The organism is Halobacterium sp. DL1 (genome assembly GCA_000230955.3).
Taxonomy (GTDB): domain Archaea; phylum Halobacteriota; class Halobacteria; order Halobacteriales; family Halobacteriaceae; genus Halobacterium.
Map to the genome: position 1 here is coordinate 461977 of CP007060.1, position 14189 is coordinate 476165.

Below are 14189 nucleotides of genomic sequence, written 5' to 3' on the forward strand. Positions count from 1 at the left end.
GACACCAAACCCGCCCCAGTTCTCAACACTCGGAATCGGACCCAAACGCCTTTGAGAGCGCCCCGGAAACCCGCTGTGAACCGGATTCCCGTATCAATTCTGATAACTGGGGGCCGGACGCAACGCATGACACGGACTCACCGGGAAAAAGCTCAGTCAGTCGCGCTCGCTATCTTGGTACTGTGCGTGTTCCTCAGTGCCGGGGCAGTTGGGATCAGTGGTGCAGACGTCACGTATTTCGACGTGACGACTAGTTCCACTATCGCCGGTGGCAGTTCGTTCGAGTACTACGTCAATTCTCCTAACGCGACCTACGTAGTTCTCGACGAGAACGGAAACGGCGATTTCGACAGTGGAGAACCATACATCACTGAAACTGCTACGGGTGGAACCAGTGGCGAATTCCCGGGTAGCCAAACGGAGAACTTGGAAGATCGACCAGACGATACCTACGAAGTTTACGCACTCGACAAGCAGAACGTCGGATCTTTAGACGATGGAACTGATCTCTCGATTGGCGCCTCTGACACTATCTCCGTCGACGGCAGCGCACCCTACGTCTCCGAGGTCAACGTCACGAACCCTTCCGGACAGGACGTGACGGTCTCGTTCACGACGAACGAACAGCTGAACGAGACGACCGTCGACCTCTCGGTCGATGGCTCGGGGTCCGCGACGTTCGGGCTCGGCGACTTCACCGAGACGAACGACAGCGGAACGTACACCTACGAACTGACGCACGCCGGGAGCTCCGACGGCGACTACACCGCGGAGGTCACGCGAGCGACCGACATCGTCGGCAACGACGCGGCGGTCAACCAGTCGGCCGGCGAGCTGACCGACTCGGTCACGGTCGACACCGTCCCGCCAGGAATCGACAGTGTCGAGGCGGAAGTCGGGAGCGACACCGTGACCGTGACGTTCAACCAGACGGTGGAAGCCGCGGACGGTAGTGCGCTCTCGGCGGCGAACTTCACGTACGGGAACGCAGAGTCGGGCGGCGCGACGGCGGTGTCCTCGGTCAGTCATACGGCCGGTTCGACCACTGCGACGCTGACGCTGGACGCATCCATCTCCCGGACTGACCTCGGGAACGACACTGTCGCCGCGGCGTCCGGCGATATCACCGACGGGTTCGGGAACACGGCGCCGACGACCGCCGTTCCGTTCACGGACACGAACACACCGATCGCGCCGGTGGACGCGTCCGGCCACCCCATCAACGCGAGCAACGACGAGAACTACGACCTGACGGTGACGCTGCCCGACGACCACGAGGCCGGGACACTTGCGGTGGACCTCTCGAACGGCGACACCGTCACCGCGAGCCAGTACGTCACTAGCGAGGACGACGGCGACGGCGACCCCCACGAGGTCTCCTTCACGGGACTGGACGTGAGTTCGCTGGACAACGGCACGGTCACCGTGGACGCGACGCTGACCGACGACGGCGGCAACGATGCGGCTGGCACGGGCCTGGCGTCGATAACGAAGGACGCCGACCGGCCGAGAATCACGGATGCGACGATCACGAACTCGCCCATCGGCACCTACGACGCGGGCTCCCAGCAAACAGTCACGGTCGACTTCGACGAACCGGTGGACGACAGCGTCGCACCGACGGTGACCATCACGGGCTTGAACCGGACGTACACCGTTTCCGGCGGTGGATTCGCCGACGACAACCAGACCTGGACGGGCACCGTCACCATCCTCGACGACAACGAGGACGCGACCGCCCGCATCGAGGTCTCTGGCGTCGAGGACACGGTGGGGAACCGCCAGACACCGGACCCGGACGACTCCAGTACGTTCCAGGTGGACACGACCGGCCCGGCGAAACCCGAGGACACGCTCGCGGGTGCGGTCACCGCGAGCAACGGCACGAACTACAACGTCACCGTCGACCTCGTCGCCGACTCGCAGGCCGACGAAGTCGAGGTGCGTGTCTCCGACGGCACCGACACCGTCACGGCGAGCACGTCGACGGGCGGCAGCGACCTCGTCACCGTTACGGGAATCGACGTATCCACGCTCGGCGAGGGGACGGTCACCGTGTCCGCTCGTGCGCTCGATGGCGGGTACGCGAACACCGAGGGGTTCGTCGAACCGGTGGACGTGATCAAGGACACCAATCGCCCGGGCGTCGCGTCGGTGAGTGTCGGCGACGGCACGGTGAACGACTCTGACGCCGGGTCCACGCAGGCGGTGACGGTGACCTTCGACGAGGACGTCGACCAGACCGTCGCCCCGACCGTCGAACTCACGGGACTGGCCCAGTCGTACGACGCCACCGGGAGTTTCACCGACGCCCGGACCTGGACGGGGACGGTCACCATCGCGGACGACGAGGAGGAAGATACCGCGACAGTAGCGGTGAGTGGCGTTCGCGACCTCGTGGGGAACCTTCAGACGCCCGACCCCGACAACTCCGGGTCGGTTCAGGTGGACACCATCACGCCGACGATTTCGAACGTTGCGGCGACCCACACTGGTGACGGGACGGTCGAACTCTCCTTCGACAGCGACGAGACGCTGACGGACGTCGCCGTCGACGTCACGGGTCCCGAACCGAAGACGCTCACCGATGCGGACTTCACCGAGTCGAGCGGCACCTACACCGCGACGTTCAACGCCGCGGACGGCGACTACACGGCCACGCTGACCACTGCCGAGGACGCCGCGGGCAACGACGGCGCGACAGACCAGACTGACACCGCGACCGTCGACACGACCGCACCCGTGTTCTCCGCGCTCTCGCCTGCCGGGACGACGGAGACGACGGACCAGCCGACACTCTCGGTCGACGTCTCCGACGCCACCGAGGGCGTGAACGTGTCGTCGATCCGCGTCACGGTCGCCGACAGCGACACGGGTGACGCCCTCGAACTGAACGCCGCGACGACCGACACCACGGGAATCTCCTACTCCGACGGGACGCTCACCGTGGACACGAGCACCGCGGGCGTCTCGCTGGCCGAGGGCGGCGTGGACGTCACCGTCGAGGCGAACGACACCGTGGACAACGCGAACGCGACGACGTTCTCGTTCACCGTGGACACCGTGGCGCCGCAGTTCTCGAACGCTTCGCCCGCGGGCGAGACGGTGACCGACAACCAGTCCGTAATCACGGTCGACGTGAGCGACGCGACGGCGGGCGTCGACGCGTCGAGCATCGCGGTGACCCTGGAGGACGACACCGGGAGCGCGTTCCTCTCGAACGCCGGGACGGGCACGGACGGCGTCTCCTTCGACGGGACGACACTGACCGTGGACCCGACCGGAGCGGACATCTCGCTCCCGAACGGCACCGTGACGGTGAACGTCTTGGCCGCGGACGCCGTGGCGAACACCGACAGCACCGAGTTCGCCTTCGAGGTCGACGTGCCGCCGACCATCTCGGGCTTCTCGGCGGCGGACACCGAGGGCCGGAACGCCACCGTCTCTTTCGAGTCGACGGACGAACTCGACGCGGTCCAGGTGGCGGTCTCCGGGGCCGAGACGGCGACGCTCGATGCCGCCGACTTCTCGGCGACGGCGGACGGCGACGGCTTCGTCTACGAAGCGGTGTACGAGGGGAGTACGGACGGCACGTACGACTTCGAGCTACAGACCGCCAGCGACGGCCGGACGGACAGCGCGGCGTTCGAGACGGCGTCCGCGCTGGTCGACGAGGCCGCGCCCGACGTGACCCTCGACGCGCCGAACGGCGGCGAACTGTTCCGCGGCAGCGAGACGGTCACCGTCGCCTGGACGGCGACCGACAACGTCTCCGTCGCGACTGACAGCGTCGTCATCGACTACTCGACGGACGGCGGGAGCACGTGGACCGAGGTGGCCGCGGGACTGACCGACGACGGGAGCTACGACTGGACGGTGCCGACAGTGGACTCCAGCGACGTCCTCGTGCGCGTGTCCGCGGACGACACCAGCTCGAACACCGGGACCGACGCCAGCGACGCGGCGTTCACGGTCGACTCGACGGCGCCCGGAATCTCGAACTACGCGGTGACGAACCCGGACGGCCAGAACGTCACGGTCTCCTTCGACTCGGCGGAGGAACTCGACGCCCTCTCGGTCGCCGTCTCGAACGCGACGACGCGCACGCTCGACCTGAGCGACTTCGCGGTGTCCGGGTCGGGGCCCTACACCTACACGGCGACGTTCGACGGCGGCGCGGAGGGAACCTACGACACGACCCTCGACGCCGCTGTCGACGCCGCGGGGAACGACGGGGCGACCACCGAGTCCGGCAGCGTCGCGGTGGACACGGTGACGCCGACGGTGTCTGCGTTCACGGCGACCAACCCCTCGGGGCAGACGGTGAACGTGAGCTTCGAGAGCGACGAGCGCCTCGCGACGGCCGAGGTGTCCCTGGTCACGCCCTCCGGGACGACGACGTTCTCGTCGTTCACCGAGACTGGTTCCGGGCCGTACACGTACTACGCGACGGCGGGCGGCGAGGACGGCGACTACACCGCGACGCTCGTCGCCGCGGCCGACGACCACGGCAACGACGCCGCCGACAGCCAGGAAGACAGCGTTACCGTCGACACGACGCCGCCTACGGTGTCGAACTACACGGTGACGAATCCGACCGGCCAGCAGGTACGCGTGCACTTCGACGCCGACGAGCCCATCGACACCGTCTCCGTCGCCATCACTGGCGCCGAGTCCGCCACCATCACCACGGACAACCCGACCGTTGTCGACGGGTCGTACGTCGTGACGTACGCCGGGAACGCCGACGGCACGTACACGGCGACGCTCGATGGGGCCGTCGACGCGTTCGGCAACGACGGCGGCGGCGCGTCCGCGTCCACGACCATCCAGACGGCTGCCCCCATCATCTCCGGGTTCACCGCGTCGAACCCCGAGGCCCAGAACGTCACCGTCTCGTTCGGCAGCGACGAGCCGCTGGCGAACGTCACGGTCGACATCTCCGGGGCGGAGACGGCGACGCTGACGGAGGCGAACTTCACCGAGAACGGCGACACGTACACCGCGACGTACGTCGGCGCCTCGAACGGCACGTACACGGCGGTGCTGCAGACCGCCGCGGACGCGGACGGCGACGACGGCGCGAGCGGGCAGACGAACAGCGCCACCGTCGGCACGACGGCGGAACCGGTCACCGGGCCGACGGTCACGAACTTCTCGCTCGCGAACCCGACCGGGCGGGAACTCCGCGTCTCCTTCGACAGCTCCGCGGTCCTGGCTGACGTCGGCGTCGCGGTCACCGGGCCGGACACGGCGACGCTCACGACGGGCGCGTTCAACGAGTCCGACGGGACGTACACGGCGACGGTGGCCGTGGACCCCGACGGCGACTACACCGCGACCCTGTTCGAGGCGACGGACGGGTCGGGGGAGAACGGCGCGAACAGTGAGTCGGACGCGGTGACCGTCGACACGTCGACCGGGGACGCGGGCGGTGGGTCCGGCGGTCCGGTTGGCGGTCAGACCGCGGGCGGCTCGTCGAACACGGGCGGCCCGCCGACGCCGACCGGGCCGTCGGTTTCGGTGACGGCGACGGGAACCAGCGAGGCCGCCATCGCCGTCGAGGACGCCGACGCCGGGGAGTCGCTGTCGGTCGCCCTCGACAACGCCACCAGTGGGCCGGTGGGCGTCACCGGGCTGAACGTCACGACCAGCGAGTCGATGGACTACTCGATGGCGGTGTCGACGTCGACGGACGCGGCGTCCGGGTCGCCCTCGTTCGATGGCCGTGCGGTCGGCTTTCTCGACGTCGCCCACTCCTTCGCGGACGCCGACGTCGAGCGGGCGACGGTGACCGTACAGGTCGCCGCGGAGCGCTTCGAAGACACCGACCTATACCCGAGTGACACCACGGTCTACCGCTACCACGACGGCGCGTGGCAAGCACTCGACACGCGGGTCGTCGGCCAGGACGACGACGCCTACACCCTCGAGGCCGAGACGCCCGGATTCTCCGTCTTCGCGGTGGGCGTCAGGGACGCCGACGTGGTGCGCGTCTCCGGGGCGAGCGTCACCGCGTCGGCGAGCGAGGTCGGGGAGCCGGTCGCGGTGTCGGCGACCGTGGAGAACACCGCCGCCTACCGGGCGAACGTGACGCTCACCGTCGTCGCGAACGGGTCGACCGTGGCGTCGAAACTCGTTTCGGTGGCCGCCGCCGACACTGCGACCACGACCCTCGACGTGGTCTTCGACGCGCCCGGCGACTACCGCCTCGCGGTCGGGAACACCGCCGCCGGCACCCTCGCTGTCTCCGAACGAGCGTCGTCGGGAACCACGACGCCAGGGGACGGAACGCCCGGGGGGACGAACACCACCAGTTCGCCGACGCCGACGGCCGTGTCTCCGACAGGGGACGCGACGACCGCGACCGGCGAGTCCTCCGACGGCGACGTGCCCGGACCGGGAGTCCTCGGGGGGCTCCTGGCGGCCGTCCTCGCCGCGCTGGTCGCGACCCGGTGGACGTGACGTCCCGGTAGCGCGGTCGGGGCCCGTCACTACTGGGCGCGGTGACGGTCCGCAAGCGCACTCTCCTCTCGCTGACGGGGGCGACTACTATCCGTCTGGCCGGCGTCGTGTCCACCTATGACGTTCGACGCCGACCGCGTGACGACCGTCACGTTCGACTCCTACAGCACGCTCGTCGACGTGGACGCCGCCGAGGCCGCCCTCGCCGACCGGGTGTCCGACCCGGAACCGGTCTCCAAACTCTGGCGCGCGCGGTCGCTGGAGTACACGTTCGTCGCGAACCAGATCGACGCCTACCAGCCGTTCTACGAGATGAACCGGGACGCGCTCCAGTACGCCCTCGACGCCTTCGGCGTGGACCTCCCGGATGACGAACGCGACGAGATACTCGCCGTCTACCACGAACTCGACGTCTTCGACGACGTCCGCGACGCCATCGAACGGCTCCGGGACGGCGGCTACGACTGCTACGTCGTCTCCAACGGCAACCCCGAGATGCTCTCCTCGATGGTCGAACACGCCGACATCGCGGATCTCGTCGAGGACACCGTCAGCGCCGACGAGGTGCGGACGTTCAAGCCCGCTCCCGAGATATACCGCCACGCCGCCGCCCGGACGGGCACGCCTATCGACCGGATAGCCCACGCGACCGCCGGCTGGTTCGACGTCCAGGGCGCCGCCCACGCCGGAATGCAGGGCGTCTGGGTCGACCGGAGCGGCGCACCCTGGGAGCCGTTCGACGGCGAACCGGACCTGGTCGTCGAGGACCTCCGCGAACTGGCCGACGCGATGGGCGTCTGACCGGGCGTGAACCACCACACAAAACAGAACTCACGCTCGCGAGCGCTACATCATTTCGTGTCGCTGTGTCATGATGACGCCGCTGGCGAGCATCAGCACCGCGATGGCAACCATCCCGGCGTCGGCGCCCATCGCGGCGTCCATCCCGCTCTGCATGCCGTCGCTCATCGAGCCGTCGTTCATCGTGCTGCCGTTCATCATTCCGCCGCGCCCGGTGGTCGCCAGCCACGCCTGGTTCACTAGCATCAGTACCGAGTAGACGACCATCAGCGGGCCGCTCGCCCGGCCGAGAGCGGTGGCGGCCGGAGTGAGGAGCACGGCGCCGTGAACGAGCACCACCACGCCGAGGGCGGCCATGAACCACGCGCTCCCCGTCATCCCCGTGCCCATCATACCCGTGGCCGACGTCGCCATCCCCGTCGTCGCCTGGTAGAGCGAGTAGCCGCCCGAGACGAGGGCGACGCTCGCGCCGTACAGTCGCATCGTCGAGACGCCCGTCGCGTCACCCGTCTGGCCGTTCATCGGCGCTACGTACGCGGCGTCCCGACTTGAAACCGGGTCCTGCCTTCGCTCGCAGCGCTACCACGGCAGTATTCAGGAATCACCGACGGTCTGCCTCCACACCGACTGTCGGTCAATCTCGGCGAGGTGTGGCACAGCCTCGCCCGCGAGTAGTTATTTCGGGAGGCAAAATCGAGGACAGGAGGCAATTCGGGAGCCACGTGTGACGATTCGACCGATAACTACACTTCCCCGGGGAGCGAACTCGTTGGCATATGGCTCCCCGGGCGACGGTCAGCGACGAGTGGGTCGACAACGAGAAGGTCAAGCGGATTCTCAAAGAGCACCTCGACGAGACCGACTACCGTATCTACAAGGCGCTCAACGAGGACGGCCGGATGTCCGACACGGAGATCGGTGAGCGCGTCGGCCTGTCGCGGACGGCTGCGCGGCGGCGCCGGAAGAAACTGCAGGACGAGGGGCTCGTCGACATCATCGGCGTCCTCGTCATGCAGGAGGCCGAACTCGCGTACGCCGACGTCTTCGTCACCCTCGACTCCAGCGTCGGCGTGGGAGAACTGGACGCGTTCGTCGAGGAGGTCAAAGACGAGGAGCTCATCTACGAGATAGAGGAGTACATGGGGAAGTACGACCTGCTCCTGCGGGTGTGGCACGCGTCGCTCTCGGACGTGAAGACGTACCTCCGGTCGATGCTCCAGGACCACGAGGCCGTCGAAAGCTACGAGACGATTCCGGTGACGAAGACCCACAAAGCCTGGCACAAGACGTTCTCGAACGGCACCGACTGACCGGTCCGAGACCGGTCGCGACCCCGCGTCGGCCTACTTCCCTCGACGTACAGTCCCGCCGATCTACAGCTCCGAAGCTGGTAGCTCCGCCGGTCTACAGCCCGCCCACGGCCGTGTAGACGAGTTTCGTGGGCGTCTCCGTCTCGTTGACGCTGTAATGCTCGACGCCCGCCGGGATGACGGAGAGCGTGCCGGCAGAGACCGTGTACTTCGCGTCCGGCGTGACGAGCGTGACCTCCCCCTCGAGGATGACCGACAGTTCGTCGCCCTCGTGGCTCGTCCACCCCTCTTCGGGGACGCGTTCGCCCGGCTGGATGACGTACGAGCCGGCTTCGGCCTCGGGGTCGTCGGACTCGAACAGCGTGAGTGGACTCCCGCTACTCTCCGCCCAGACGTCGTCGAGGACGGTGAGTTCGACGGCGTCGTCGCTCACTGTTCGCCACCTCCGCTATCGTTCTCGCCGTTCCCTGGAGCGGCGCCGTCGCCGTCGGCCGCCCGGAGGGCCGCGGTCGCGGCGTCGTCGACGTCGCCGTCCTCGGTGAGTTCGACGCCGTAGACGTCGCGGGCGGTCTCACGCGTGAAGTAGTCGTCGCAGTAGTCCTCGCGGACGCGTTCGGGGTCGCGGTCCCGCGGGTCCCCCCAGCCACCGCCCGCGCTGGTCACGAGGCGGGCCACGTCCCCGGGCGACAGTCCGTAGTTCGTGAGGTTGCTGTGGCGTTCGACGCTGCCGTCGCCGTCCCGGAGTATCTCGATGTGGTTTCCGTCGCCGTCCTGGCCGCCTTCGACGCCCCACGGCGGGAACGTCGACCGGCCGAACCCGGCGGTGATGAAGCCGCCAGAGTCGTTGTACATCCGGTAGTCCTGGACGAGGCCGGTGCCGCCGCGGAACTCGCCGTGGCCCGCCTCCTGGGGCGTGTCGAGTTCGAAGGCGTCGAACAGCAGCGGGAACCGCGTCTCCATCACCTCGACGGGCATCTCGAGGGTGTCCCCGTCGCCCGAACAGACGAGCACGTCGGCGCCGTCCTTCCCGGGGCTCGCACCCCACCCGCCGGGCTGGGGTTCGACCACGAGGAAGTCCTCGTCGTGGCGGTCGTCGTGCCCGCCGACGATGGTCGCGCAGACGCTGAGGAAGTGGCCAGCCGACAGGCGGTCGGGGAGGTGTGGCGCCAGCGCCTTCCACGGGAGGTCTGCGGCCATCGCCGACCCCTCCCAGTCGGTGCCGATTGGCGCCGGTTTCGTCGCGTTCAGCACCGTCCCCTCCGGGATGGTGACCTCGAGCGGGCGGAAGAACCCCTCGTTGGTGTCCGCGTGGGGGAGCGTGATGGCCTGGAAGAACGCCCGGATGTCGGAGACGGAGGCGGCGTACGGCGCGTTGATCGGCCCCTCGGTCTCCGGGTCCGTGCCCGTGTAGTCGAGTTCGATCGACTCGTCGCGGATGGTGACCTCTACCTCGACGTGGACCGGGTCGTCCGTGACGCCGTCGTCGTCGAGGTGGTCCTCGGCGGTGTACGTGCCGTTCGGGAGGCCTCGAATCTCCTCGCGGACGAGTCGTTCGCCGGCGTCGAAGTCGTCGGCGACGGCCTGCTCGACGGTGTCGAGGCCGTAGCGCTCGAACACCTCGACGACGCGCTCGGCGCCGACCTCCATGGAGGACTTCTGGGCCTGCATGTCGCCCCGGGTGACCTCCGGCATCCGCGTGTTCGCGATGATGACGTCGAAGACGCCGTCGTTGCGGTCGCCGCCCTCGTACAGTTTCACCATCGGGTACTGGACGCCCTCCTGGAACACGCTCGTCGCGTCGGTGGTCCACGACCCGGGGTCCTTCCCGCCGACGTCGGTCCAGTGGGCCTTCGACGCGGTGAAGCCGACGAGTTCGTCGTCGACGAAGATGGGCGCGACCATCGCGACGTCGTTGAGGTGCGTGCCGCCGTGGTAGTCGTTCAGCAGGACGACGTCGCCCGGCGCGAAGTTGTCGGCCCCGAACTTCTCGAGGACGTCGGCGACGCAGAACTTCAGCGTGCCGAGGAAGCCGGGAACGCCGTTGGCCTGCGCGAGGACGTTGGCGTCCGCGTCGGTGACCCCGCAGGCGTAGTCGAGCGTCTCGTAGATGACGCTGGACTTGGCGGTGCGACCGAGGTTGAGGAACATCTCCTCGGCGGCGCTCTGTAGTGCGTTCGTGACGACTTCCCGCGTGAACGGGTCGACGCCGTCGGTCTCGTCGTCGGTGTGTGCGTTCGCTCTCATTGGTCAGGAGATGTGGAGGTTGCCGAGCACGTCGACGTCCACCGTCTGGCCGGGGTGGACGAGCGTCGTGCACGCCGGTTCCTCGACGACCGCGGGCCCCTCGATGGGTTCGCTCGTCGGGAGTGCGCCGCGTTCGTAGACGCGGGTGTCGTGGACGCCCTCGGCGCCGAAGTCGACCTCGCGGGTCTCCTTCACGGCGCCCGCGACGTCGCCGCCGCGTTCGACCACGTCCACGTCGGGTTTCGGCATCGGCGCGGACGCCGTCAGGCGGAGGTTCACGACCTCCACGGGGTCGTCCATGCGGAAGTTGTACGTCCGTTCGTGGCGCTCGTGGAACCGCTCGATTGTCGCCGCGATGGCGTCGCGGTCGACGTCGCCGTGCGGCCCGGGCGTGTTCACGGTGTGTTCCTGGCCCGCGTACCGGAGGTCGACGCTGCGCTCGAGGACGATGTCCTCGTCGGTGACCTCCTCGCCGGCGTAGGCGTCGTACGCCTCGCGCTCCATCTCCGCGAAGATGCCCACGACGTCGCGGGCGGCGTTCCCGTCGAAGTCGGTGACGTGGGTCCGCGCGAAGTCCTTCCGGAGGTCAGTAAGTAACATCCCCCACGCGGAGAACTGGCCCGGCGCCCGCGGCACGACCGTCTCCTTCACGCCGAGTTCCTGCCCGAGCGTCGCCGCGTGCAGCGGCCCCGCACCGCCGCTGGCCACCATCACGAAGTCACGCGGGTCGTGCCCGCGCCGGATGCTCACCTGCTTGAGGGCGTTGGCCATGTTCGAGTTCACGACCTGGAGGACGCCGTGGGCAGCCTCGCGGACGCTCGTGCCGAACTCGTCGGCCAGCGGTTCGAGCGCGCTGCGGGCCGCCTCGGTGTCGAGGGTCATCTCGCCGCCGAGGAAGTAGTCGGGGTTGAGGCGGCCCGTGAGTAGGTCGGCGTCCGTGACCGTGGGTTCGGTCCCTCCGCGCCCGTAGCACGCCGGGCCGGGGGCGGCGCCGGCGCTCTTCGGGCCGACGTTGATGGAGCCGCCCTTGTCCACCCACGCGATCGAGCCGCCGCCGGCGCCGATCTCGACGATGTCGACGACGGGGATCATCAGGGGGTAGCCCTCCTCGTTGGACGAGGATTCGAGCCAGTAGTCCGTGTCGATGGTCACCTCGCCGTCCTGGACGAGCGACGTCTTCGCGGTGGTGCCGCCCATGTCGAAGCTGACGACGTCGGGTTCGTCGATCTGTTCGCCGACGCGTGCCGCGCCGTAGACGCCGCCGACGGGGCCGCTCTCGACCATCTCGACCGGTCTGCGGCGTGCCTGCCCGAAGCTCGCCGTCCCGGCGTTGGACTTCATCGCGTAGGTGTTGCCCGCGAACGACTGGTCGGCGAGTCGCTGTTCGAGCGTGCTCAGGTAGTCGTCGGCGATGGGGCGGACGTAGGAGTTCAGCACCGCGGTGTTGGTGCGCTCGTACTCGCGGTACTCCTTGGTGAGTTCGTGGGAGAGCGTGACGTAGGCGTCCGGGTGGACCTCGGCGATGAGCTCCCGGGTTCGGCGCTCGTGGTCGGGGTGCTGGTAGCTGTGGAGGTAGCTCACCGCGATGGTGTCGAAGCCCTCCTCGCGCAGGCCGCGGGCGGCCTCGCGGACCGCGTCCTCGTCGAGCGGGGTGAGGACGTCGCCGGTCTGGTCGACCCGCTCGGGTATCTCCCGACGGTGGCGACGGGGGACGAACGGCTCGGGCTTCTGGTACTGGTAGTTGAACATGTCCGGGCGGTTCGCCCGGGTGATGTCGAGGACGTCTCGGAACCCCTCGGTGGTGAGCAGCGCGGTGTCCTCGCCGTCCCGCTCCGTGATGGCGTTGATGACGACGGTGGTGCCGTGGACGAACTGGTCGAGCGCACCGGGGTCGAGGTCGCTCTTCGCGAGGCTGTCGACGACGCCGTCCGCGAAGTTCGCGGGCGTCGTGGACGCCTTCTCGAGGGTGAGCGCCCCGTCCTCGACGGCGACGAGGTCGGTGAACGTCCCCCCGATGTCGACGGCGACCCGGGTGGTATTCTCTGCCATGATAGATACCAAAACGCCACTCCTAATAAACTTATTGTGCATTAAAGGCCCTGACACCGAACGAAAAGCAAAGATAGTGGAACGTTTCGTCAAATAATCTGCGGGTCGCGGAGGAGGTCGGCGGGGCGGGGACGGGGGTGGCCGGCGTGGCAGCGGGGATGACAGATACTGGGTGCTGCCACGCCATCCGGGTCGGTGCTCAGTCCCTGCGGCCGCGCCGCTCGGCGAAGGAGACGCCGTCGGGCAGCGCTGCGGTCACCTCCTCGCGCTTCTCGCCCGGGTCGTGGAGACACCGCGTCAGGTGGCCGGGTTCCACTTCGACCAGTTCGGGCTCCACGGCGTCACAGGCCTCGAACCGCCGGTGACAGCGCGGGTTGAACGGACAGCCGCTCGGGGGGTTCTGCGGGTCCGGCGTCTCTCCCTGGACCTCCACGGCCGTCGGCTTCAGATCCTGCTCGTGGCTCTCGACGACCGGAATCGCGGAGAGCAACTGCTCCGTGTACGGGTTCAGGGGGTTCTCGAACAGCACCTCGCTGTCGGCGACCTCCATGAAGTTGCCGAGGTACATCACGCCGATGCGGTCGGCGACGTTCTTCACGAGGCTGAGGTCGTGGCTGATGAGCAGGTAGGTCAGCCCGAGTTCGTCCTGGAGGTCGTCGAGCAGCGAGATGACCTTCGCCTGCACGCTCACGTCGAGGGCGCTCGTCGGTTCGTCGAGCACGACGAACTTCGGTTCGACGGCGAGCGCCCGCGCGATGGCGACCCGCTGCTTCTGTCCCCCGGAGAGCGCGCTCGGGTAGCGGTGCCGGAACTCCACGGGGAGGTCGACCTTCCGGAGCAGTTCGGCGACCCGGTCGCGGCGCTCGGCCTTCGTGCCGACCCCGTGGACGTCCAGGGGCTCCTTCACGATGTTCCCGATGCGCCGCCGGGGGTTCAGCGACGACGATGGGTCCTGGTAGACGACCTGGACGTCGCGGCGGAGTCGCCGCAGCTCCTTCCCCTGCAGGTCGGTCACGTCCCGCCCGTCGAACGCTATCGTCCCGCTCGTCGCGCCGTACAGCCGCGCGACGGTCTTCCCGAGAGTGGTCTTTCCGCAGCCGGACTCGCCGACCACCGCGAACGTCTCGCCCGGGAAGACGTCGAAGCTGACGCCGTCGACGGCCTTCACGTGGGACTTCGAGCGCCTGATGACACCCTCGCTGACCGGGTAGTACTTCCGCAGGTCGCGGACCGAGACGAGCGGCTCCGCGGCCGGTTCGTCGGCGCGGTGGACGGCCCCGTCGGCCGTCGCGTTCGCTGCGTCGCTGTCCAACTCGGTCC

The 14189-nt window shown here is 68.4% G+C and carries 8 protein-coding genes; 3 read left to right on the forward strand and 5 right to left on the reverse strand.

Annotation, left to right across the window (positions count from 1 at the left end; all coding sequences use genetic code 11):
* Positions 1 to 426 precede the first annotated feature (426 nt).
* On the forward strand, positions 427 to 6465 hold the full coding sequence (locus HALDL1_03910) for a hypothetical protein (GenBank protein ID AHG05132.1): 6039 nt from the start codon (positions 427 to 429) through the stop codon (positions 6463 to 6465).
* Positions 6466 to 6582: 117 nt separating this feature from the next.
* Positions 6583 to 7266 (forward strand): haloacid dehalogenase, encoded by a 684-nt coding sequence (locus HALDL1_03915; protein ID AHG02856.1) that lies wholly within the window; start codon positions 6583 to 6585, stop codon positions 7264 to 7266.
* 45 nt (positions 7267 to 7311) lie between these two features.
* On the opposite strand, the gene HALDL1_03920 is transcribed toward HALDL1_03915, so the two are convergent.
* Positions 7312 to 7788, reverse strand: a complete 477-nt coding sequence (locus HALDL1_03920) for a hypothetical protein (protein AHG02857.1) — start codon at positions 7786 to 7788, stop codon at positions 7312 to 7314.
* Positions 7789 to 8042: 254 nt separating this feature from the next.
* Here HALDL1_03920 and HALDL1_03925 point away from each other — a divergent pair, with 254 nt between their 5' ends.
* Positions 8043 to 8576, forward strand: coding sequence for an AsnC family transcriptional regulator (locus HALDL1_03925; protein ID AHG02858.1), 534 nt, complete (start codon positions 8043 to 8045; stop codon positions 8574 to 8576).
* 94 nt (positions 8577 to 8670) lie between these two features.
* Here the strand turns inward: HALDL1_03925 and HALDL1_03930 are convergent, their stop codons facing one another.
* The 4 genes from HALDL1_03930 to HALDL1_03945 form a co-directional block, all read right to left on the reverse strand.
* A complete protein-coding gene (locus HALDL1_03930; protein AHG02859.1) occupies positions 8671 to 9009 on the reverse strand; it encodes a cupin in 339 nt (112 codons plus the stop codon).
* Positions 9006 to 10820, reverse strand: coding sequence for an N-methylhydantoinase (locus tag HALDL1_03935; protein ID AHG02860.1), 1815 nt, complete (start codon positions 10818 to 10820; stop codon positions 9006 to 9008). Before HALDL1_03935 ends, HALDL1_03930 begins: the two co-directional genes overlap by 4 nt.
* A gap of 3 nt (positions 10821 to 10823) precedes the next feature.
* A complete protein-coding gene (locus tag HALDL1_03940; protein ID AHG02861.1) occupies positions 10824 to 12869 on the reverse strand; it encodes a 5-oxoprolinase in 2046 nt (681 codons plus the stop codon).
* A 199-nt stretch (positions 12870 to 13068) separates the two neighbouring features.
* A complete protein-coding gene (locus tag HALDL1_03945) occupies positions 13069 to 14181 on the reverse strand; it encodes a peptide ABC transporter ATP-binding protein (GenBank protein AHG02862.1) in 1113 nt (370 codons plus the stop codon).
* Positions 14182 to 14189 lie beyond the last annotated feature (8 nt).